This is a genomic window from Caballeronia novacaledonica, assembly GCF_900258035.1.
In the GTDB taxonomy this organism is placed as follows: Bacteria; Pseudomonadota; Gammaproteobacteria; order Burkholderiales; family Burkholderiaceae; genus Caballeronia; species Caballeronia novacaledonica.
Genome location: NZ_OGTP01000018.1, coordinates 121431 through 142926 on the forward strand (window position 1 = coordinate 121431; position 21496 = coordinate 142926).

Here is a 21496-nt window from a genome sequence, read left to right on the forward strand (position 1 = left end):
GCAGGCGCGGCCGGAAGGAAAAGACGGGAGAACCGCGCATTTTACCATCGGATGCGTCCCAATCCCGGACGCGTGCCTGTGCTTAGCGGGCTCGCAGTTCGTCGTCGAGTGCGCGAAGTTGCGCGGGCGTGCCGACGTTTTCCCAGCGGCCTTCGTAGAGTTCGCCGCTCGCGCGTCCGGCCGCGATCGTTTCGCGGTAATACGGCGTCAGCGCGCGGCGCGTGCCGGGCGCGAGATCGCGAAACATGCGCGTGTCATACAGGCCGATGTTGCCGAACGTATAACGCGGCGCGCCATCGAGTGCGAGCGTGCCGTCGCGCAAGGCGAAATCGCCTTTGGGATGAAACGGCGGATTCGGCACCATCACGAGATGCATGCCGGGCTCGTGTCGCGCGCTTAGCGCTTCGGCGTGATCGCGCAGGGTCGAGTAATCGAAATCGCAGAACACGTCGCCGCTTACCGCGATGAACACGCCGTCCCCGAGCAGACGCCGCGCTTGTACGATGCCGCCCGCCGTCTCGAGCGCTTCGGTTTCCGGCGAATACCGCAACTCGACGCCCCAGCGCGAGCCGTCACCGAGCGCCGCTTCGATCTGCGCGCCGAGCCACGCGTGATTGATGACGATCGTCCCGACGCCCGCCGCCGCGAGGCGCTCGATCTGCCACACGATGAGCGGTTTGCCGCCGGCTTCGAGCAGCGGTTTCGGACAAGTGTCGGTGAGCGGGCGCATGCGTTCGCCGCGGCCGGCGGCGAAGATCATCGCCGTTTTCAGAGCGTGCGTCATCGTGAGTTCAGAAGGTGTATCCGACTTCGACCGCGCGGCCTTCGAGCGAATCGAGCAGACGCGCGAACGGCCACAGCGGCGCGTAGCGCTCCGCGACCTTGCGCGCATAGCCGATGAAGCGCGGCAGATCGGCGAGATACTGCGGCTTGCCGTCGCGATAATGGATGCGCGCGAACAGGCCGAGCACCTTGATGTGCCGCTGCAGGCCCATCCATTCGAGCTGGCGATAGAACTCGCCGAAATCCTCATCGACGGGCAGTCCGGCCTTCTTCGCGCGTTCCCAGTAATAGGCGACGCAATCGAGCTGAAACGCTTCTTCCCAACTGATGAACGCATCGCGCATCAGCGACGCCATGTCGTACGTGATCGGCCCGTACACCGCGTCCTGAAAGTCCAGCACGCCCGGATTCGGCTCGCACACCATCAGATTGCGCGGCATGAAATCGCGCAGCATGAAGGTTTGCGGCTGCGCGAGCGCGCTTTGCACGAGCAGCGTGAAGGTGTCGTCGAGCGTCTTGCGTTCGTCGGCGGTGACTTCGCGCCCCAGATGACGGCCGATGAACCACTCGGGCATCAACTCCATCTCGCGGCGCAGGAAAGCCTCGTCGAAAGACGGCAGCACGCCTTCGCGCGCGGTCTGCTGGAAGCGGATCAGCGTGTCGATCGCGGCGCGCATCATCGGCCGCGCGTTTTTTTCGTCGAGAACGGAAATGTAAGTCGTGGTGCCGAGATCGGTCACGAGCATGAAACCGGCGTCGAAATCGGTTTCGAGGATTTTCGGCACATGCACGTTCGCCGCGTCGAGCAGCCCGGCGACCTGGACGAACTCGCGGCATTTCTCGGGCGGCGGGGCATCGACGGCGATGAGCGTCTTGCCATGCTCCGAATCGCTCTCCAGCCTGAAATAACGGCGAAAGCTGGCATCGGCGGAGGCGGGGGCGAGACTCGCGACGTTCAGCCGGTAAGGTCCGGCGATATTTTCAAGCCACGAGCGGAGCTGATTCAGGCGTGCGTCAGAAGGAATGTGCGTCATAAATTCGAGGGGCCAAACATCTTGCCATATAATACCCCACGACTTTTTTAAGCGATCCGTTTCACGCCTGGCGCCAGGCCCCCGACGACTGTGAGCGTCACCGTTCGGTCGAGTGTCGTCCCTGCTTAGCAACGGACCGTCAAGTTCGTGACTGCGGAAAGGGCGCGGCCGCCTGCCCGGCGGCATCGGGCGCGTCGGGCGCGAACGGGATCGAACCGCCACCCATACATGCCGCCACGACAGTTTCCCGTATCGAAAATCCAAGGCGACGCTCAGCCACGCAGGCGGCGGCTCGTCGTCGCGCTTCTATCCGTTCCGGGCCTGATGCCGGCCCTGGCGCACGCCCAGCTCGCCGGCCCCGCCGCCGATGCCCAGCCTCTCGACGGTCCCGGCAGTCTGCGGCTCGCGCCGCAACTCGAAGAGCGCCCGCTGCAAAGCGGCCAGCAGCCTTCGACGTTCCTTCTGAGCGACAAGGCGACGGGCACCAGCGACGAAGACATGGCGGCGAAGGGCTCGGCGGAGATCCGGCGCACGGTGACGGTCATCAAGGGCGACGCGCTGCATTACGACCAGGACACGGACATGGCCGATGCTTTCGGCAATGTCAGGCTGATCAACAACGGCGTGTCGTTCGTCGGTCCGGAAGCGCATCTGAAGGTGGAAGCCAACGAAGGGTTCATGACGAACCCGAAGTATCACTTCAACCTGACGGGCGGCTCGGGCAGCGCCGAGCGCGTCGACATGATCGACGACGAGCGCGCGCGCATCGATCACGGCACTTATACCGCCTGCCAGTGCGAGTCCGATCCGTCGTGGTACATCAAGGGCACGTCGTTCGATTTCGACACCGGCGCCGAGGAGGGCATCGCGCATAACGGCGTGCTGTTCTTCCAGGGCGTGCCGGTGGTCGCGAGCCCGTGGCTGTCGTTTCCGCTCACGGGCGATCGTCGCAGCGGCCTGTTGCCGCCGACGTTCTCGCTCAGCTCGACGACCGGCTTCGAAGCGACGATCCCGTACTATTTCAACATCGCGCCCAACCGCGATCTGACCGTCACGCCGCGCATCATGACGCGGCGCGGCGTGCTCGGAGAGGCGACATACCGCTATCTGTCGCCCACGTATTCGGGTTCGCTCGACGTCAACTATCTGCCCGACGACCGCCAGACGCATACGAATCGCTACGCGATCTTCTGGCAGCATCGCCAGAACTTCGGCAACGGTTTCGGCGGCTACGTCAATTACAACAAGGTTTCGGACGATCAATATCCGGAAGACCTGGGCAACGCGTCGAATCAGTTTCTGAACGGCACGCAACTGCTGTATCAGCAGGAAGCGGGGCTCACGTACAACAACGGCCCGTGGTCGGTGCTCGCGCGTGAACAGCGCTGGCAGACGCTGCAGCCCTCGATTCCGCCGTACGCGCGCGAGCCGCAGGTCAACGTTCAGTACAACAAGTACAACGTCGGCGGCTTCGATTACGGCGCGGAACTGGACGCGACCCGCTTCACGATCACGCAGGACGGCGCGACCGACGGCAACCGCCTGTACTTCAACCCGTACCTGAGCTACGGGGTCAACGCGCCGGGCTATTTCGTCACGCCGAAGGTGCAATGGCATTTCGCGTCATACGACCTGAGCCATATCGCGACGAGCCAGGTGGCGGGTTCGTCGCCGCCGGTGGCCGGGCAGCCGAAGAATTTCACGGAGTCGATTCCGACCGTCAGCTTCGACACGGGTCTCGTGTTCGACCGCTCGGTGCGGCTGTTCGGCCAGGATTACATTCAGACGCTGGAGCCGCGGCTCTACTACGTCTACACGCCGTATCACAATCAGGACTTCGCGCCGATTTTCGATACCGCCGAATCCGACTTCGGTCTCGCCGAGATCTACACGCCGAACACGTTCGTCGGCAACGACCGCATCGCCGATGCGAACCGCATCACGGCGGGCCTGACGACGCGCTTCATCAACCCGGCGACGGGCGACGAGCGCGCGCGGTTCGTCATCGCGCAGCAGTATTATTTCCAGAGTCAGCGCGTCACGATCACGCCGGGCCAACTGCCCGACCAGGCGAAGCACTCGGACCTGATCGCGGGTGCGGCCATCAAGCTGGGTGCTGGTTTCGCCTCGGAAACCGCGTTCCAATATAATGTGGACAACAACCAGCTCGTGCGCTCGAGCGTCGGTTTTGCGTTCAGTCCGGCGGAACGCAAGGTGATCAACATCGGCTACCGCTACACGCGTTCGAACCAGACCACGCTGGTGAACGAGCCGATCAACCAGATTCTGTTGTCGGGCGAGTGGCCGCTCACGAATCGCCTCTATGCCGTCGGCCGCGTGAATTACGATCTCGCGAGCCATCGTCTCGTCGACGGGCTTGTGGGCTTCCAGTACGATGCCGACTGCTGGGCGTTCGGCTTCGGCATGCAGCGTTATGCCAACGGCGTGAACACGCAGGGCCAGCCTTCGTCGGGCACGCGCGTGCTCGCGCAACTGACGTTCAAGGGCTTGTCGAACGTCGACAACGGTCTCGTCAGCGCGTTCCGCGCGAGCGTTCAGGGTTATCAGCCGCCGCCGCCGGCGGCGCCGCCGCTTTCCCGGTACAGCGATTACGAGTAATGCCGGAACGGGCGGCCGCGCGCGGCATCCCGCAACCGGCAGTGAAGAGCGGAGCAGGGCCGCGCAGTGCGGCATGTACAAGCAGGACACGAACGGGTGAAGCCTGTATTTGATGGAGTATCTGTGGCAAACGTGAATATGTTTCGATCGACGGCAATCGCAGCGGGCGTGCTCGCTGCCGCGCTGATCCTGAGTTCGCCGGCCGGTGCGCAGGCGTTGTCGAATCGCAATGCGCAGGTCGCCGATTCCGTCGTCGCGGTGGTGAACGACGGCGTCATCACGCAGCGCGAACTGCAGGACCGCACGGCGCTCATCGCCAAGCGTCTTCAGCAACAGAACGCGCCGGTGCCGCCCGCGGACCAGATGCAGCGGCAAGTGCTCGATCAAATGGTGCTCGAGCGCATCCAGCTCCAGAAAGCGAAGGAAGACGGCATCGTCATCGACGACGCCACCGTCAACCGCACGCTCGCGCGTCTCGCGCAGCAGAATCAGATGACGCTCGACGTGTACCGCTCGCGCATCGAGGCGCAGGGCGTGCCCTGGTCCACTTTCACGCGCGACGCGCGCACGGAGCTCACGCTCTCGAAGCTGCGTGAGAAGGAAGTCGACAGCAAGATCACCGTGTCCGACGGCGAAGTGGCGAACTACATCGCCAGCCAGCGCGGTCCGGGCGCGCGCAATACGAGCGATCTGCGGCTTCAGCACATCATGTTCAAGCTCCCGTCGGACGCGCCTCAGAGCGAAATCACGAAGATTCAGGCCCAGGCCGACGCCGTGCTCAAGCAGGCGCAAGCCGGCGACGATTTCGAGAAGCTCGCCAAGCAAAATTCGCAGGATACCGACGCCAGCAAGGGCGGCGATCTCGGTTTCCGCACGCCCGGCACGCTGCCGGCGGGCATCGTGAGCGCGGTTTCGACGCTGCGTCCGGGCCAGGTCGTGCCGACGCTTTTGCGCACCGAAGGCGGTTTCGAGATCATCAAGCTGGTGGATCGCCGCGCGAGCCAAGGCACCGCGGCCGATGCGCCCAAGCTCGTGCAGACGCACGTGCGCCACATCCTGCTGCGCGTGTCGGACGGCATGTCCGAACAGACCGCGCGCCAGAAGTTGCTCGACATCAAGCAGCAAGTCGCGTCGGGCGGCGATTTCGCGAACTTCGCGCGTACCTATTCGCAGGACGGTTCGGCGTCGCAGGGCGGCGATCTCGGCTGGATCAGCCCGGGCGAAACCGTGCCCGAGTTCGAGCGCGCGATGAACAATCTTCAGGACGGCGCCGTCAGCGATCCGGTGCGAAGCGAGTACGGCTATCACCTGATTCAGGTGCTCGGCCGGCGCGAAGCGGAAGGATCGGCGTCGCAGCAGCTCGACATCGCGCGTCAGGCAATCGGCCAGCGCAAGGCCGAGCAGGCGTATTCCGACTGGCTGCGCGAACTGCGCGACACCGCGTACGTGCAGTACAAGGGCATCGCTGCCCAAGCGCAGTAACAGCATGAGCGCCGCCGACGCCCGACCGCTCGCCATCGCCATCACGACCGGCGAGCCGGCCGGCGTCGGCCCGGAACTGTCGGCGGCGGCGCTTCGGCAGGCGCGCGAGCGCTGGCCGTCGGCGCAATTCACGGTGCTCGGCGATCGTGCGTTGCTCGAAACGCGCGCCGGCGCGGGCTGGCCGGAGGCGAACGGCACGGTGGAAATCGAGCATCACGCGCTCGCCGTGCCCGCCGAACCGGGCAAGCTGAACGCGGCGAACGGACGCTACGTGCTCGCTCTGCTGGATGCCGCGATCGACGGCGCCGTTTCCGGCCGTTTCGACGCCATCGTCACCGCGCCGCTGCAAAAGAGCACCATCAACGACGCCGGCGTTCCCTTCACCGGCCATACCGAATATCTCGCCGAGCGCACGAACACGCCGCGCGTCGTGATGATGCTGGCGGGATCGAGCGAGCGTCCGTTGCGCGTCGCGCTCGCGACCACGCATCTGCCGCTGAAGGACGTCTCAGCGGCGCTCAGCATCGATGGCCTCGTGGAAACGCTCGTCATTATCGATCACGATCTGCGCGCGCATTTCGGGTTGCCCGCGCCGCGCATTCTTGTCACCGGCCTCAATCCGCATGCGGGCGAGAACGGTTATCTGGGCCGCGAGGAAATCGACGTCATCACGCCCGCGCTCGAACGCGCGCGCGCGCACGGCATCGACGCGCCCGGACCGTATCCCGCCGACACGCTGTTCCAGCCGCGCTATCTGAAAGACGCCGACTGCGTGCTCGCGATGTTCCACGACCAGGGCTTGCCGGTGCTGAAATACGCGACGTTCGGCGAGGGCATCAACGTAACGCTCGGCTTGCCGATCATCCGCACGTCGGTGGATCACGGAACCGCGCTCGATCTCGCCGGCACGGGCCGCGCCGATGCGGGCAGCATGATCGCCGCCATCGACGCCGCCGTCACCATGGCGCGTCACAAGCGCGCGGCCTGATCCGGCGCCGCGCGGCCGCTTCATTCAAACGAGTATGTCGACCAAACACCAAGGCCATTTCGCGCGCAAGCGCTTCGGGCAAAACTTTCTCGTCGATCAGGGCGTGATCGATTCCATCGTCGACGTGATCGCGCCGAAGCGCGGCGAGCGCATGGTGGAGATCGGGCCGGGACTCGCGGCATTGACGGAGCCGCTGATCGGGCGGCTCGCCACGCCGGAGTCGCCGCTGCATGCGGTCGAGCTGGACCGCGATCTGATCGGCCGTCTGGAAAAGCGTTTCGGCGACCGGCTCGTCGTGCATTCCGCCGATGCGCTCGATTTCGATTTCGCGTCGCTGGCGCTGGAAGGCGACAAGCCGACGCTGCGCATCGTCGGCAATCTGCCGTACAACATTTCCAGTCCGCTGCTGTTTCACCTGACGACGTTCGCGCACAAGGTCATCGACCAGCACTTCATGCTGCAGGACGAAGTGGTCGATCGCATGATCGCCGAGCCCGCGAGCAAGGATTACGGCCGTCTCTCGGTGATGCTGCAATATCGCTACGTGATGGACAAGCTGATCGACGTGCCGCCCGAGTCGTTCAATCCGCCGCCGAAGGTGAATTCCGCGATCGTGCGCATGATTCCGTTCGCGCCGCACGAGTTGCCCGAAGTCGATGAAGCCGTATTGAGCGACGTCGTGAAGGCCGCGTTCGCGCAACGCCGCAAGGTGCTGCGCAACAATCTGGGCGCGTATCGCGACACGATCGATTTCGACGCGCTCGGCTTCGATCTCACGCGCCGCGCCGAAGAAGTGCCGGTGGCGGAATTCGTCGCGCTGGCGCAGGCGGTTCAGCGCTCGAAGGGCTGAGCGCAGCCGCCATCCGAGAGCAATTTCATCAGCCGTTCCAGTCGCGCGCGCTGTCCGTGTTGCAAGCCGCGCGTCGCGCTCACCTGCTGCACGCGCGTGCGCCAATAGGTCTGGCCGAAGAGCGAATTCGCGCTTTCCGCCGACAGCACGCGCTCCAGATGCCCGATCGCGGCATCGACATTTCTCGGCGTGTAGGGGCTCGTGATCGTGGCGTGTCGCTCGAGTGTTTGGTTCATCGATATCCTCGTGTCGCGTTGAATCCGAGCGATGGATTCTGCGAGCGGGACGGGACATTCCGCGTCCCGAACGCGCGCCGTCGATCAGGACGCGATGTGTCCGAATCGGCTGCTAAGATCGTCGTCCCCATTGGTGCGGCACAGAAAGACATCCTTCAACGGAGACAGCCCATGCGCTTCATCCACGCGGCGGACATCCACCTCGACAGCCCGCTGCACGGCCTCTCCGCCTACGCGGACGCACCCGCCGACATGCTGCGCAATGCCACGCGCGAAGCCTTTTCGAAGCTCGTGTCGGCGGCGGTCGATGAACAGGTCGATTTCATGGTGATCGCCGGCGATCTCTACGACGGCACCTGGCGCGATCACAACACAGGCATCTTTTTCTGCCGCGAAATGGGCCGTTTGCGCCGCGCGGGCATTCCGGTCTACGTGCTCTTCGGCAATCACGACGCCGAGAGCGAAATGACGAGCCAGCTCCAATTGCCCGACAACGTCCACACGTTCTCGACGAGAAAGCCGCAGACATTTCGCATCGACGGTCTGAAGGTCGCCTTGCACGGTCACAGCTTCAAGGAAAAAGCGGTCACGACGAATCTCGTCACCGCGTATCCGTCGCCGGTGGCGGGCTATTTCAACATCGGCGTGCTGCATACGGCGCTCGAAGGCGGTTCGATGCACGCGAGCTATGCGCCGTGCTCCGTCGCCGAACTGCACGCGAAGGAATATCAGTACTGGGCGCTCGGACACGTGCACGATTACGCGATCTGGCGGGAAGCGTCGACCATCGTTTTTCCGGGCAATCTGCAAGGGCGCAATATCCGCGAGACCGGCAGACGCGGCGCGGTGATCGTCACGGTATCGGACACGGACGAGGTGAGCGTCGAGCGGCTTTTCATCGACGTGCTGCGGTGGGAATCCATCGCGGTGGACGCATCGCAGGCGAGCACGCTCGATGAAGTCGCGCTGGCCGTCGGGCGTGCGCTCGAAGCGCTCGTCGAGTCTTCCGTTTCGGCCGTGCCGCACGCGGTGCGCGTGACGATCACCGGCGCGACGCAGGCGCACGGCGCACTGTTCGGCCTCGAAACGCAACTGCGCGCGGAAGTGCTCGCGCAGATCGCGGCGATCAGCCACGACCGGCTCTGGCTCGAAAGAGTGAAGATCGCGACCGAGCCGCTCGTTCATAGCGAACCCGCGACCGGCCGCACCGATGCGCTCGCCGATCTTCACGGTCTTCTGATCGAAGCCGAGTCGGACCCGGAGTTTCTGAGCATGCTGAAGGAACGGCTCATCGCGCTCGCGTCGCAGGCGCCGAGCGAATTGCAGAAATCGGTGCCCGAACTCGAGCACGTGCGCAACGGCGAACTCGCGAAGCTCGTCGGCGAAGTGCGCTCGGGGCTGATCGCGCAACTGTCGGACGCGGAGTAAGCCATGCGCATCGGCAAGCTCGAACTCATCCGCTACGGCAAATTCACCGATCACGCCGTCGAGTTTCCGGCGGCGGAACACGATTTCCACTTCGTCGTCGGTCCGAACGAGGCCGGCAAGTCGACGATCAAGAACGCGATCTCCGAACTGCTCTTCGGCATGCCGCACAGCTCGCCGCTCGCGTTCGTGCATCCGCAAAGCGATCTGCGGCTGGGTGCGTCGATCGAAACGGGCGGCGAGACGTTCACGTTTCATCGCACGAAGAGCCGCAAGTCATCGCTTTCGACGCCGACCGGCGGCGCGCTGCCCGCCGACGCGCTGGCGACGTTTCTCGGCGCCGCCGACAAGAGCTTCTTCGAGCAGATGTACTGCCTGAATCACGAGGCGCTTCGGCGCGGCGGCGACGCCATTCTCGATGCATCGAGCGATGTCGGGCAGGTGCTGTTTCAATCGGCGGCGGGCATCGCGAGCCTCGGCGACGTGCGCCAGCGTCTCGCGGACGAAGCCGAAAGCCTTTGGGCGAAGCGGAAGTCAGGCTGCACCTACAACATCGGCCGGAAGCAATACGACGAAGCGACGGACGAACTGAAGCTGGCCGTCGTGCGAACCGCGAAGTGGACGCGCGCGCACAGCGCCGTGGAAGAGCACGAGGAAAAAAGCCGCGAGCAGGACGCGCACCGCGCGGAACTCGAAGCGCAGCGCGGCAAGCTGGAACGCGTGAGGCGCGTCGCGCCGTATCTGAACGTGTGGCGCGAGAAGGCGGCGGAATTGCGCGAACTGGGCGATGTCGTCGATCTGCCCGCGAACGCCGAAGCGACCTTGCAAAGCGCGCTGAAGCGGCACGCGACCGCGCAAGGCGCGCTCGACGTGCACACGAAAACCGCCGAACAGTTGCAGGCGGATCTCGGCGCGATCCGCATCGATCACGCGCTGCTCGCCGCGCAGACGCGCATTCGTGCGCTCGACGCCACGCGACAGCGCTGCGCGAATCACGCAAGCGAAATCGCGCGGCTCGAACAGGACGTCGCGATGCGTCTGCGCCAGATCGCGCAGGACGGCGCGCAGCTCGGCTGGCCGCAGGACGAGGCGGGCACGCGACGCGCGATGCCGGGCGCGCTCGCGCTGCAAACGGTCACGAGTCTGATGCTGGAACGCGGCGGACTCGAACTCGCCGCGCGCAAGGCCGAGCAGGCCGCCGACGAATGCGCGGCGCAAATCGACACGCTGAAAGCGAAGCTGGCGCCGCTCGCGAGCGGCGATGTGCCGCCGGGCCTGCGCGCCGCGTTGCGTGCGGCGCAGAAGTATCGCGACACGAGCGCGACCATGAAGCGCCTCGAAGACGCGAAACGCGACGCGAAGCAGTTGCTCGACGCGAGCATGGCGTCGCTCGGCCGGTGGTCACGTTCGATCGACGAACTGAAAGCGATGACGCTTCCGGCAGCCGAGCGCCTCGCCGCCTTGCGCGCGCAACGGCAGGATCTTGTGTCGCGGCTGACGCTCGCGGCCGATCGCGCGAAGGAAGCGCAGGACACGCTCCATGTCACGCGCACCGAACTCGACGATCTGCTCGAAACACACGATGTCGTCTCGGGCGATCAGGTACGCGAAGCACGTGCGTCGCGCGATGCGGCGTGGCACGCGATCAAGTCCGGCGGCGTCGCGCTCGATGAAGCCGCATCCGGCTTCGAAACCGCGATGCATTCGGCCGACGGCCTGGCCGATCGTCAGCTCGGCTCGGTCGGCTACGCGACGCAGCTCGCGGCACTGAAGCGCCGCGTCGCGAGCGAAGAATCGACGCTCGCGCGACGCGTGCAAGGCGCGCGCGAGGCCGAATTGGCGCTGACGACGTTCGATGACGCGTGGCGCGCGCTCGCCGCGCAGTCGCAGATCGCGGACCTGTCGCTCGACGATGCGCCGTCGTGGATCGCATCGCGCGACAAGGCGCTGGCCGCGGCGCAGACGCTCGATGCGCGCAGCGAAGAACTCGCGCGCGAATCCGCCGATGCCGAAGCGCGTCGCGAAGAACTCGCGCGGCATCTGACGGAAACGGGCGCGCACACCGACGCGCGTGCCGGTCTCGACATGCTGTGCGAGGTGGCGGAGACGCACATCGGCGCAATCGACGAGGCTGCGGTCACGCGGCGTCATCTGTCGGCGCAACTCGATGAAACGCAAGCCGAGCGCATCGCGCGGCAAAGCGCGGCGAAAGCGGCTCGCGAAGCGTTCGAGCGCTGGCGGCGCGAGTGGTCGGAGGCGATCGCGAAGGCGGGTTTCGCGAACGCGGCGGATTCGCAGGCGGCGGCTGAAGCGGCCATCGAGATCGTGAAGCGAATCGGCGAGCAACTGTCGCAGATCGAAAACATCCGCATCGGACAGATCGACGCCATGCGCACCGCGCTCGCCGCACTCGATGCCGACGCGTCGCAACTCACGCGCGAACTCGACGCGTCGCTCGCGGCGCTCGACGCGAACGCGATCGCGACGGAACTCTCGGCGCGTCTCGATCGCGCGTGCGCCGCACACGCCGACCTGGAGCGATTGAAGAAGGAGCATGCGTCGGCGAATGAAGAGGTGAGCCGCGCCCGCGCCGACGTGGAGGAAGCGAAGGCCATGCTTCGCCCGCTCTACGATCTGGCCGGCGTCGATACACCCGACGTGCTCCAGGCGCTGATCGTTCAGTCGCAGAAAAAGCGCGAGCTGATCGCGGCCGTGGACGATGCGCGCGCTGCGCTCATCAAGGGCGGCGATGGCTTGCCGCTCGACGAGCTCGTCGCGGAAGTGGAGGGCGCGGACATGCCGAACTTGCCGGCGGAGCTTTCGCGCATCGGCGCGGCGCTTTCCGAGTCGGTGAAAATCGCGACCGACATCGCGGCCGCGCTCGATGCCGCGCGCCGCGAACTCGACGCCATTTCAGGCGAAGCGAACGCGGCGCGCGCCGAAGCGAAGCGCCAGGAAGCGCTCGCCGCGATGGCCGATGCCGCCGAGCGTTTCGTCAAGGTCGAGACGGCTTCGACGCTGCTCAAGTGGGCGATCGACCGCTATCGCGAGCGCCGCCAGGGCCCGATGCTCACACGCGCGAGCACGATCTTCTCGGAGTTGACGCTGGGAACGTTCTCGCGGCTCGTCGTCGATTACGATCGCCAGCCGATGGCGCTGTCCGCGATCCGCGCGAGCGGCGAACATGTCGACATCGCCGGAATGAGCGAAGGCACGCGCGATCAGCTCTACCTCGCGCTTCGGCTCGCGGCGCTGGAAGAACACGGCGAGAAGGCGTCGGCGTTGCCGTTCGTCGCCGACGATCTCTTCATCAATTTCGACGATGGCCGCGCGCGCGCCGGCCTGCGCGTGCTTGCGCAGATCGCGAAACGTACGCAGGTGATTTTTCTGAGCCACCACGATCATCTGGTCGATATCGTGCGCGAGGTGTTCGGGCCGCAGGTCAACGTGCGTTATATGGGCTGAGGCGGCGTGCGGTCGAGCCGCATGAGCGTTTCGCGGGCGCTGCTGGCTGCACCCGTGGTGATCATCGCGCTTTAGCCTGTCCGTAGCGGCTCGCGAGCTTGCGATAGTCCTCCGCGAATTCGTCGCGCAGCGCTTGCGGCGCCAGAATCTCGACGCCGGCGCCCAGCGCGCGCAGCCACCAGCGCAGCTTGAGACTCGGCGTGACCGTGCCCGTGACTTTCATGCGGCCATCGGGAAGGGTGTCGATTTGCTGATCCTTCGACATCGGCGATTCGCGCAACTGATTACCCGCGTTGCCTTCGAAGGCGAGTTCGAGCAGAACCGGCGGCTCGGGCAGGAAGTCGAACACCTGCTGCGTCTCGATGTACTTGCGCAGCTTGAAATCCTCGGGATAGGTGAAGGACTCGCCGGACTCCGTCACCGAACGAATGCGATCGAGCCGGTAGAGCGTGCGCATCCATTCGGTTTCGCCTTTCTCCGGACGCGGCGCGCGATTCGGATCTTGCGCGACCATGTACATCACGCCGGCCGATTCGACGAGCGCAAGCGGCCAGAGCGTTTTCGTCTTCGGATCGTGGCCTTGTTCGGGCTTTTGCTCCGCCTTGTACGCCGGGCGATACTGCACGAGCAATTCGCGCTCGAAGAAGGTGGCGGTCGCGACGGTCTGAAAGATTTCCGGACGCAGCTTCGGACGAATCAGCGTGAAGGCGCCATCGACGGAATCGATCTTGTCCGCCCATGCGCGATAGATGCGGCTGTCCGCCTTCTCCTGCGAGAGCCGCGATTCCGCGGCTTTGAAGAGCGGATCGATGTCGCGCGTCACGACGTTCGGCAGCTTGTTGCCCGCGAAGCGCTGAAGGATGTGAAACGCCACCGCTTCCGACGCGCTCATCAAGCCGCTGACGCCTTCCTGCAGGCCGTGCAGCCACGGCTTGCGCTGCCAGAGCAACTCGCGGCCGTTGATCGTCGACACGACGCGCGCGTCGGCTTCCAGCGCGCTCAGATGACGCTGCACCTTCTTCGTATACCCGACGCGATGGCCGCGCTCTTCGAGACGCCTGCGGATTTCGGGCGTCGAGAGCCAGGCGGTTGCGTCCCGTTCGGTGGGCAGCACGCGGAGAATGGCTTCGTCGAGGCTGGAGGTCATTTGGGCGGGAAGGGGCGGGAATGACTCCGATTATAGGAAGAGTTGAGACAGTTTGTGTCTCGATGGGAAAGAGGGGCTGGCTTGACGCGAACCGGGCGCGCAAAACAAAAAGCCCAGTCGCAATGACTGGGCTTTCTGCCTGATTCTTTGGTAGGCCGTACGGGATTCGAACCTGTGACCAACGGATTAAAAGTCCGCTGCTCTACCAGCTGAGCTAACGACCCGAAAGAGGCGAAATTATAATCTCAAATTCTCAGAGCCGTCAACCCGGTTTGGCGAAGAACGGCCTGATTTTCGAAAGAAAAACGCCCGCAGCTTGACTGCGCGCGGGCATTCTCCTCGAGAGGCGCGAAACAATGATGCTCCGCTTTACTTCACCTGCGACATCTTGCTCTGCGCGGTCTGCGCGACTTCGGTACCGCCGTACTGCGAGATGATCTGTTGAAGCGTCTGCTTGGCAGCCGCCTTCTGACCTTGCTCGATCTGGTTGTTCGCGATTGCGAGCAACGCCTCGGGCGCTCGCGGATGCGTCGGATAGCTCTTCACCAGGTCTTGCCAGATTGCCGTCGATCCCTTGTAGTCGCGCTGCGCATAAAGCGCATTGCCGAGCCAGTAACGAGCCGTGGGCTGATACGGGCTCTGCGGATACTTCGCCACGAACGACTTGAACGACGCTGCGGCGTTCTTGTAGTCACCGTTACGGAATTGAGTCGACGCTGCGTTGAACGCCTCCGTCTCGCCGGGCTGCACGGAACCTGTTACGCCGTCGACCGTCTCTTGCTGCGGCTCGAACTTCTTCAAGCGCGTGTCGAGATCGGCGTAATAGTCCTTCTGCTGCTTCTGCAGCGTTCCGACCTGATTGGCCAGATCCTCGTTCTGGCCGCGAAGCGTGGCAACCTGCTGGTTGAGCTGGTCGATACGGTTCGATTGATCGAGGATCGTGCGCTGCGCCGCCTGCAACTGATTGGACAGGCTGTCGGTCTTCGTGCGCAGGTCGAGCACGGCTTTACGCGCTTCGTTATCGTCGAAGACGCCGGCGTGCGCGGGCACGCTCAGCATCGTCGAACCGAGTACGCACGCGGCTGCGGCCGCGCGCAGCAAGGGAAAGCGATACAACATAGGGCGACTCACCCGTGACTGGTTACGTTAAGTTGATTACTGCTGGTACACGAGGTCCGCACGGCGGTTCTGTGCCCACGACGATTCGTCGTGACCCGTCGCCGTCGGCTTTTCCTTGCCGAGGCTCACGGCTTCCATCTGCGAATCGGCGACGCCCATCAGCGACATTGCACGACGCACGGCTTCCGCACGCTTCTGGCCGAGCGCCAGGTTGTACTCGCTCGTGCCGCGCTCGTCGGTGTTGCCCTGGATCAGGACGTGACGCTCCGGATGGCTCTTCAGATACGACGAGTGTTGTTGCAGCAGCGGCTGATAGTCGTCCTTCACGGCGTAGCTGTCGAAGTCGAAATAGATGCTGCGCTTCGCGAGCGGGCTGTTCGGGTCATTGAGCGGGTCGATGTTGACCTGCTTCACGTCCGTCGGGTTCGGCTGCGTGCTGACTGCACCCTTGTTCTGGCCTTCGTCGAGCTTCACGCCCGAATGACACGCCGCCAATGCGCCGACCATCGCAACTGCCAGGCCGATACGAAGTTTCGACATCATGGTACCTCTCCTTGTGTTGTAGCTGAACGTTGTTTGTGAAACGTTATTGCTGGACTTATTGCATGAACGGACCCCAGGACGGCTCGCGCACCGCACCGCCCTGTACGGACAAGACTTGCCGCGTGCGACCATCGGTCGAAACGGCTGCCAACACGCCACGTCCGTTCACTTGGGTGGCGTAGAGGATGTACTGACCATTCGCCGCGAAGCTCGGCGATTCGTCATGCGTCGTGTCGGTCAGCCCCGTTGCCGTGCCGGACGCGAGGTCCTGCAGATACAGCTTGAAGCCGCCGCCAGTGCGCGAAATGTACGCGAGTTGCTTGCCGTCCGGACTCACGCGCGGGCTCGTGTTGTACGCGCCTGCAAACGTGACCCGCTGGGCCGCGCCGGCGCTTTCACCCGCCGCCGGCATCTTGTAGATCTGCGGTTGGCCGCCGCGATCGCTCGTGAAATAAATCCAGTTGCCATCGGGAGAGAAGTACGGCTCGGTGTCGATGGAACTGCCTTGTGTCAGACGGCGCAGGCCGGAGCCGTCTGCGTTGACCTCGAAAATCTGCGTGTTGCCGGTACGCGAAAGCGCGACCGCGAGCTTGCGGCCATCAGGCGACCACGCCGGTGCGCTGTTGTTGCCCTTCTGATTCGACACGACCACGCGACGTCCCGTCGGCAGATCGTGGATGTACACCACCGGCTTCTTCTTTTCGAACGACACATACGCGACCTTCGTGCCGTCCGGCGACCATGCCGGCGAAATGATCGGTTCCGGGCTCGACAGCGCGATCTTCGCGTCCTGTCCGTCCGAATCCGAAATTTGCAGCTGATAACGCCCGCCCGTCTGAATGACATAGGACAGACGCGTCGCGAACACGCCGCGGCCGCCGAGCAGCTTCGCGTAGATGTAGTCCGCGATCTTGTGCGCGCTCATGCGCAGACCGCTTTCGGCGCTGACGAGCGACAGGCCGCCGAGATTCTGCTGCTTGACCGTGTCATAGAGACGGAAGCGCACTTCGTACTGGCCGTTCGGCAGCTTGTTCACGCTGCCGGACACGAATGCGTCCGCGCCCTTTGCCTTCCAGGCGCCGAGATCGACCGAATCGGTCTCCGACACCGGCGTGCCGCCCGCGTCGATATTCGTGAACTTGCCGCTTCTCTGCAGATCCTGGCGAATGATTGCGCTGACCTGCTGCGGCGAATTCGCTTCGTTGGCGAAATTGGCTGTCGCGATCGGAAACTGGGTCGAACCGACGCCGGTCACGAGTACGTTCAACTGGGCGTGCGCGGCGGTGCCGGCTGCGATCAGGCAGGACGCGACCAGCGTTCTCAGGCCAAGCTTCGTCATCAAACTCATGCTGTATAGGTTCCAGATAAAAGCGTTTTCAAGTGTCCGCGGATTGCAGAACAGACCCGCGGTCGCACAATTCGTTCCCGCCCGGTGCGGCTCTCGCATCGATTACGCAAGCGCCGAATCAGCCTCCGGCGGGGCGCAGCGTGATCGTGAACGAACCGGGCGCCTTGCCGTCGATGTCGACGGGCATCGGATCCGAGCGCTGCACCGCGCGCAACGCTGCCTGATCCCATTGCTCGTTGCCGCTCGAGCGCGTGACGTTCGCCGACAGCAGCGTGCCCGTCGGCGAGCAGCGCACCGACACCACGGTCTCGAGCCCGGCAGTTTCACCCGCCCACACGATGTTCGGCCGCACGCGGCGCTGCACCTTCTCGGCGTACCCCGGCGAGGTCGCATTGCCGCCCGCGCCCTTGCCGGTGCCGCTCTTCGCCAGCCCTTCGCCACTGCCCGCCGAACCACCGCCCAACTGACCCTGCAACTGCGAGAGACGAGCCTTGCGTTCGGCATCGAGCTTCGCCTTCGCTTCCGCATCGGCCTTGGCTTTCGCCTGCGCCGCCGCCTTGGTTTTCGCGTCGGCTTCAGCCTTGGCCTTCGCTTGCGCGTCGGCCTTCGCCTTGGCTTCCTGCTGTTCCTTCTGATCCTTGAGCTGTTCCTGCTTCTGCGCTTCGGCCTGCTGTTGCTGACGCTGCTTGTCCTGCTGCGCCTTCTGTTGCTGCTTTTGCAGTTCGGCCTGACGCTGCTGCTCGATCTGCTTCTGCTTGTCCTGCATCGCTTTCTGGCTGGCGGCTTGCTCGGCGAGTTGCTGCTGACGCTTTGCTTCCGCGTCCTGACGAGCCTGTTCCTGCTGACGGCGCTGCTCCGCGAGTTGCGCTTCACGCGCGGCCGCTTCCTGCTGCTTGCGCTTCTTTTCCTGCAACGCGATGTCCGCGTCCTCGTCCTTCGCGGGCGGCGGCGCGGGCTGCACCTTCACCGGCGCGGGCGGCGGCGGAGCGGGGCGGGGCGTCGGGGCGGACGTATCCGGAATCTCGGTCCAGATTTCGGCTTCCGAGCCGGCGGGCGTGTTGTTCTGCCAGTTGATGCCGTGGTACAGCAGCCAGCCGAGCAGCAGATGCATCAACGCCGCGAGCGCGAACGCCTTGCCCGTGCCACGCTCGCGCGGCGGGCGGATCGGTCGCGCGGACGATGCGCGTGTCTGCCTGTGCAAAAGGGTCATTGCGATTTGACGAGCAATCCGACGCGCTTGACGCCGCGCGCCTTCATATCGGACATCACGTTCATCACGACTTCATACTTCACGGTCTTGTCCGCCGCGATCACGACGGGCTGATCCGGATGCGATTCCTGACGATTGAGCACGAAGGTGTTCAGCGCATCCTTCGTCATTTTCTGCTCCTGCGTCGCGCCGCCGTCTTCCTTGTAACGGATGTTCATGCTGCCGTCCGCCTTGATGTTGATGACGAGCGGCGGCTGCTGCTCCTGCGGTTGCGCGTTGCCGACGGTCGGCAGATTGATGATGGATGGCGAAACGAGCGGCGCCGTCACCATGAAGATGACGAGCAGCACGAGCATCACGTCGATGTACGGCACGACGTTGATGTCGGCCATCGCGCGGCGCGAACTGCCGCGCATGCTGGAACGAATGGGGCCTGCCATCGCGGACTCCTTCTTAGTGCGCCTGACGCTGCAGGATGTTCGAGAACTCTTCGATGAAGGTCTCGAAGCGGATCGCCAGGCGATCGATATCGTGCGCGTAACGGTTGTATGCGACCACGGCCGGAATCGCGGCGAAGAGGCCGATCGCGGTGGCGACGAGCGCCTCGGCGATGCCCGGCGCCACGTTCGCGAGCGTCGCCTGTTGAACGTTGGCGAGGCCGCGGAACGAATTCATGATCCCCCAGACGGTGCCGAAGAGACCGATATACGGACTCACCGAGCCGACCGAAGCGAGAAACGCGAGATTCGCTTCGAGCACGTCCATTTCGCGCTGGAAGGCGGCGCGCATTGCGCGGCGGGAGCCGTCGAGGATCGCGCCCGGATCGGTGATGCGGCGCTCCTTGCCCTTCAGAAATTCGCGCATGCCGGATTCGAAGATACGCTCCAGCGCGCCGATGGTGTGACGGTTGTTCGCCGCGCTTTGATACAGCGCCTGCAGGTCGCCGCCCGACCAGAAATCGCGCTCGAAACGCTCGGTTTGCGCGCGCGCGCGGCGAATGGCGAACCACTTGCGGAAAATGAAGGTCCACGACAGCAGCGACAGCAGCAGCAGCAGCGCCATCACGGCCTGCGCGAGCAGGCTCGCGTGAATGACGAGAGAAACGATCGACAGGTCTTGTGTATTGTTCATAAAGGTCCGCTGTTACGTCCCGAAAGGGGCGTCCGGTCAAAGCGTCATGCTTTCGTGAAAAGGATGTGAATCAAACGAAAGCCGCGCCGTGGCCGGCTCATGCTCGTTAGTGCTTCCTCTGTTCCCGATGTCCTTGGTTCGCTTCGGGGTGCGATGAGTTCATCGTTCAGGCTCGATCCGGGTTTGCGCCGCATGACGCGTTGGCGAGCGCGGCGTGCGGACCGCGCTTCAATCCGGCGAGCACCGCTTCCGGAATGGCGGCCGGACGAACCGACGCGCGATCCACCGACGCAACGCGAATGTCGCCGCTCGCGAGCAGCACGCCGTCGCGCCACGCTTCCTGATGAAAATCGACCGATGCGCGGCCAAGCCGTTCGATGCGGCTCACGACGCGAATGACGTCATCCAGACGCGCCGGCGACGAATATTCGACGGACGTGCGTCTCACGACGAACACGATGCCGTTCGAATCCGCGAGCCGCTGCTGGTCGATGCCGCACGCGCGCAGCCATTCGGTGCGCGCCCGCTCGAAGAACTTCAGGTAGTTCGCGTAGAAGACGATTCCGCCGGCGTCGGTGTCCTCGTAATACACCCGAACCGGCCATTCGAAAGTCAACGGATCACTCACCTTTGCGCCGCTCCGCTCGCGCGGAAGCGCTCAGGGACACTCCGGCTTGCTTTTTGACAAATATTCATCGGCGGCATTTTACCGGAACCCGAAGCACGACTGCCAAATCCTTAGGCATAACTCGGAATCAGCCGCGGTGAATTTGCAACGGAGCGAAGGTCTGGGCGACCGGCATCATCTCGATCGCGTTGATGTTGACGTGCGCCGGACGCGTCGCGATCCAGTAGATCGCATCGGCGATGTCCTCGGGCGTGAGCGCCTGCACGTCCTGGTAGACGGTCGCGGCCTTGCTGTCGTCGCCCTTGAAGCGCACGCTGGAAAATTCGGTGCCGCCCACGAGGCCGGGTTCGATATCGGTCACGCGAAGCGCGGTGCCGGCGACATCGGCACGCAGGTTCAGGCTGAACTGCCGCACGAACGCTTTGGACGCGCCATACACATTGCCGCCGATATACGGATACGTGCCGGCCACGGAGCCGATATTGAACACGTGGCCGCGATTTCTTTCGATCATGCCCGGAAGGACCGCATGCGTGACGGTCACGAGACCGGTGCAATTCGTGTCGATCATGTTCTTCCAGTCGTCGAGATTCGCGCGTTGCGCGGGTTCGAGACCGAGCGCGAGACCGGCGTTGTTCACGAGCACATCGATTTGAGCGAAGCTTTCCGGCAGCGACGCGACGGCATGGCGGACCGCGTTTTCGTCGCGCACGTCGAGCTCGACGGGCAGGAGCGCGTCGCCGAGTTCGTTCGACAGCGCGACGAGACGCTCCTTGCGGCGCGCGGCCGCGATCACGCGATGGCCGCCTTTCACGAAAGTGCGCGCGATGGCGGCGCCGAATCCGGCAGACGCGCCGGTGACAAAAACGATCATGAGCGGACTCCGAACGGAATGAGATGGGCAAAGCCGGAACGCGCCGGGAAGCGCGTCCGTCAACGGCGCAAAGCGTACTTCCATTGATGCGGCGCGGCAAGCAAACGCGGGTGCGAACGATCGTGCTTTAATGGCGTCGATGCGCGCCCCGAAATGGTCGGAAAGCCGGTTGCCTAAAGCATCTCCGCCCATTACACTACAACGCTCAAACCCCGCGTGACTGGCGATAGAATCTTCGGATTCAAGGTGGAGCGACCCACCAGGAAGCGCGGAGCGTCGTTGTGCCGTTCGCCTGGGCAGCTGAGATCCGCACGCCGTCGTTGCGTTGCCGGTGGCTGTCCGTTCCGCGAAACCGGATTCATCCTCTATCCGTCGCGCCTGGACTCCCTCGGTTTCCAGCGTCTTTTGCGTCTGCTTCAAACGTGGCGCACGCGCGATCCGGTCAACCTGTTTTGATCTCACGGAAAACGTATGTTTGACAGAGCCGAAAGTACCCTCGCCAATGTCGATCCCGAATTGCTCAAGGCGATCGAGCAGGAAAACCGCCGCCAGGAAGATCACATCGAGCTGATCGCGTCGGAAAACTACACGAGCCCGGCCGTGATGGCCGCGCA

18 protein-coding genes, 1 tRNA gene, 1 pseudogene and 1 riboswitch are annotated in these 21496 nt (G+C 64.2%); of the genes and pseudogenes, 7 read left to right on the forward strand and 13 right to left on the reverse strand.

Features of this window, described 5'->3' with window-relative positions; all coding sequences use genetic code 11:
* Window positions 1-82: 82 nt before the first annotated feature.
* Together murU and NOV72_RS22965 are read right to left on the reverse strand one after the other, a co-directional pair.
* A complete protein-coding gene (gene murU, locus NOV72_RS22960; RefSeq protein WP_106856858.1) occupies window positions 83-784 on the reverse strand; it encodes an N-acetylmuramate alpha-1-phosphate uridylyltransferase MurU in 702 nt (233 codons plus the stop codon).
* A 7-nt stretch (window positions 785-791) separates the two neighbouring features.
* Window positions 792-1817, reverse strand: a complete 1026-nt coding sequence (locus tag NOV72_RS22965) for an aminoglycoside phosphotransferase family protein (protein ID WP_106856859.1) — start codon at window positions 1815-1817, stop codon at window positions 792-794.
* A gap of 228 nt (window positions 1818-2045) precedes the next feature.
* Between NOV72_RS22965 and NOV72_RS22970 the strand changes: the two genes are divergently transcribed.
* The 4 genes from NOV72_RS22970 (at window position 2046) to rsmA (ending at window position 7756) form a co-directional block, all read left to right on the forward strand.
* A complete protein-coding gene (locus NOV72_RS22970; protein ID WP_106856860.1) occupies window positions 2046-4436 on the forward strand; it encodes an LPS-assembly protein LptD in 2391 nt (796 codons plus the stop codon).
* Between the two features lie 138 nt (window positions 4437-4574).
* Window positions 4575-5918 (forward strand): peptidylprolyl isomerase, encoded by a 1344-nt coding sequence (locus NOV72_RS22975; RefSeq protein WP_106856861.1) that lies wholly within the window; start codon window positions 4575-4577, stop codon window positions 5916-5918.
* Window positions 5919-5922: 4 nt separating this feature from the next.
* Window positions 5923-6906: a 4-hydroxythreonine-4-phosphate dehydrogenase PdxA gene (pdxA, locus tag NOV72_RS22980; RefSeq protein WP_106856862.1), complete on the forward strand. Its 984-nt coding sequence runs from the start codon at window positions 5923-5925 to the stop codon at window positions 6904-6906.
* Between the two features lie 34 nt (window positions 6907-6940).
* Window positions 6941-7756, forward strand: coding sequence for a 16S rRNA (adenine(1518)-N(6)/adenine(1519)-N(6))-dimethyltransferase RsmA (rsmA, locus tag NOV72_RS22985; RefSeq protein WP_106856863.1), 816 nt, complete (start codon window positions 6941-6943; stop codon window positions 7754-7756).
* Here rsmA and NOV72_RS22990 read toward each other — a convergent pair.
* On the reverse strand, window positions 7738-7992 hold the full coding sequence (locus tag NOV72_RS22990; protein ID WP_106856864.1) for a hypothetical protein: 255 nt from the start codon (window positions 7990-7992) through the stop codon (window positions 7738-7740). The genes rsmA and NOV72_RS22990 overlap by 19 nt on opposite strands.
* A 171-nt stretch (window positions 7993-8163) precedes the next feature.
* On the opposite strand from NOV72_RS22990, the gene NOV72_RS22995 reads away from it, so the two are divergent.
* Window positions 8164-9420, forward strand: coding sequence for a metallophosphoesterase family protein (locus tag NOV72_RS22995; RefSeq protein WP_106856865.1), 1257 nt, complete (start codon window positions 8164-8166; stop codon window positions 9418-9420).
* A 3-nt stretch (window positions 9421-9423) separates the two neighbouring features.
* Window positions 9424-12882, forward strand: a complete 3459-nt coding sequence (locus NOV72_RS23000) for an ATP-binding protein (RefSeq protein ID WP_106856866.1) — start codon at window positions 9424-9426, stop codon at window positions 12880-12882.
* A 61-nt stretch (window positions 12883-12943) separates the two neighbouring features.
* On the opposite strand, the gene NOV72_RS23005 is transcribed toward NOV72_RS23000, so the two are convergent.
* The 10 genes from NOV72_RS23005 to ydfG all read right to left on the reverse strand — a co-directional run bounded on the left by NOV72_RS23005 (window position 12944) and on the right by ydfG (window position 20882).
* On the reverse strand, window positions 12944-14029 hold the full coding sequence (locus NOV72_RS23005) for a helix-turn-helix transcriptional regulator (RefSeq protein WP_106856867.1): 1086 nt from the start codon (window positions 14027-14029) through the stop codon (window positions 12944-12946).
* A 148-nt stretch (window positions 14030-14177) separates the two neighbouring features.
* Window positions 14178-14253 (reverse strand) — tRNA-Lys (locus tag NOV72_RS23010).
* 145 nt (window positions 14254-14398) lie between these two features.
* Window positions 14399-15148 carry a tol-pal system protein YbgF gene (gene ybgF / locus NOV72_RS23015; RefSeq protein WP_106856868.1) on the reverse strand — a complete coding sequence of 250 codons (750 nt, stop codon included), beginning with the start codon at window positions 15146-15148 and terminating at the stop codon, window positions 14399-14401.
* A gap of 36 nt (window positions 15149-15184) precedes the next feature.
* The gene (gene pal / locus NOV72_RS23020; protein WP_106856869.1) at window positions 15185-15691 is read right to left on the reverse strand and encodes a peptidoglycan-associated lipoprotein Pal; all 507 of its coding nucleotides are present in this window, start codon (window positions 15689-15691) and stop codon (window positions 15185-15187) included.
* Between the two features lie 55 nt (window positions 15692-15746).
* Window positions 15747-17039: a Tol-Pal system beta propeller repeat protein TolB gene (gene tolB, locus NOV72_RS23025; RefSeq protein WP_106856870.1), complete on the reverse strand. Its 1293-nt coding sequence runs from the start codon at window positions 17037-17039 to the stop codon at window positions 15747-15749.
* 118 nt (window positions 17040-17157) lie between these two features.
* A complete protein-coding gene (gene tolA, locus NOV72_RS23030; RefSeq protein WP_106856871.1) occupies window positions 17158-18249 on the reverse strand; it encodes a cell envelope integrity protein TolA in 1092 nt (363 codons plus the stop codon).
* Complete coding sequence (tolR, locus tag NOV72_RS23035) at window positions 18246-18689, reverse strand: protein TolR (RefSeq protein ID WP_106856872.1); 444 nt, start codon at window positions 18687-18689, stop codon at window positions 18246-18248. The genes tolA and tolR overlap by 4 nt, the downstream gene beginning before the upstream one ends.
* A 13-nt stretch (window positions 18690-18702) precedes the next feature.
* The gene (tolQ, locus tag NOV72_RS23040; protein WP_016346195.1) at window positions 18703-19380 is read right to left on the reverse strand and encodes a protein TolQ; all 678 of its coding nucleotides are present in this window, start codon (window positions 19378-19380) and stop codon (window positions 18703-18705) included.
* A 166-nt stretch (window positions 19381-19546) separates the two neighbouring features.
* Window positions 19547-20008, reverse strand: coding sequence for a tol-pal system-associated acyl-CoA thioesterase (gene ybgC / locus NOV72_RS23045; protein ID WP_106856873.1), 462 nt, complete (start codon window positions 20006-20008; stop codon window positions 19547-19549).
* Window positions 20009-20135: 127 nt separating this feature from the next.
* Window positions 20136-20882 (reverse strand): bifunctional NADP-dependent 3-hydroxy acid dehydrogenase/3-hydroxypropionate dehydrogenase YdfG, encoded by a 747-nt coding sequence (gene ydfG, locus NOV72_RS23050; RefSeq protein ID WP_106856874.1) that lies wholly within the window; start codon window positions 20880-20882, stop codon window positions 20136-20138.
* A gap of 206 nt (window positions 20883-21088) precedes the next feature.
* Window positions 21089-21187, forward strand: a riboswitch (ZMP/ZTP riboswitch).
* A gap of 166 nt (window positions 21188-21353) precedes the next feature.
* Here ydfG and glyA point away from each other — a divergent pair.
* Window positions 21354-21496: pseudogene (gene glyA / locus NOV72_RS23055) on the forward strand (serine hydroxymethyltransferase); the annotation flags it as partial.

Coding starts and splice junctions, on each gene's coding strand:
- murU (WP_106856858.1), bottom strand. CDS start 784: ATGACGCACGCTCTGAAAACGGCGATGATCTTCGCCGCCGGCCGCGGC.
- NOV72_RS22965 (WP_106856859.1), bottom strand. CDS start 1,817: ATGACGCACATTCCTTCTGACGCACGCCTGAATCAGCTCCGCTCGTGG.
- NOV72_RS22970 (WP_106856860.1), top strand. CDS start 2,046: ATGCCGCCACGACAGTTTCCCGTATCGAAAATCCAAGGCGACGCTCAG.
- NOV72_RS22975 (WP_106856861.1), top strand. CDS start 4,575: ATGTTTCGATCGACGGCAATCGCAGCGGGCGTGCTCGCTGCCGCGCTG.
- pdxA (WP_106856862.1), top strand. CDS start 5,923: ATGAGCGCCGCCGACGCCCGACCGCTCGCCATCGCCATCACGACCGGC.
- rsmA (WP_106856863.1), top strand. CDS start 6,941: ATGTCGACCAAACACCAAGGCCATTTCGCGCGCAAGCGCTTCGGGCAA.
- NOV72_RS22990 (WP_106856864.1), bottom strand. CDS start 7,992: ATGAACCAAACACTCGAGCGACACGCCACGATCACGAGCCCCTACACG.
- NOV72_RS22995 (WP_106856865.1), top strand. CDS start 8,164: ATGCGCTTCATCCACGCGGCGGACATCCACCTCGACAGCCCGCTGCAC.
- NOV72_RS23000 (WP_106856866.1), top strand. CDS start 9,424: ATGCGCATCGGCAAGCTCGAACTCATCCGCTACGGCAAATTCACCGAT.
- NOV72_RS23005 (WP_106856867.1), bottom strand. CDS start 14,029: ATGACCTCCAGCCTCGACGAAGCCATTCTCCGCGTGCTGCCCACCGAA.
- ybgF (WP_106856868.1), bottom strand. CDS start 15,148: ATGTTGTATCGCTTTCCCTTGCTGCGCGCGGCCGCAGCCGCGTGCGTA.
- pal (WP_106856869.1), bottom strand. CDS start 15,691: ATGATGTCGAAACTTCGTATCGGCCTGGCAGTTGCGATGGTCGGCGCA.
- tolB (WP_106856870.1), bottom strand. CDS start 17,039: ATGAGTTTGATGACGAAGCTTGGCCTGAGAACGCTGGTCGCGTCCTGC.
- tolA (WP_106856871.1), bottom strand. CDS start 18,249: ATGACCCTTTTGCACAGGCAGACACGCGCATCGTCCGCGCGACCGATC.
- tolR (WP_106856872.1), bottom strand. CDS start 18,689: ATGGCAGGCCCCATTCGTTCCAGCATGCGCGGCAGTTCGCGCCGCGCG.
- tolQ (WP_016346195.1), bottom strand. CDS start 19,380: ATGAACAATACACAAGACCTGTCGATCGTTTCTCTCGTCATTCACGCG.
- ydfG (WP_106856874.1), bottom strand. CDS start 20,882: ATGATCGTTTTTGTCACCGGCGCGTCTGCCGGATTCGGCGCCGCCATC.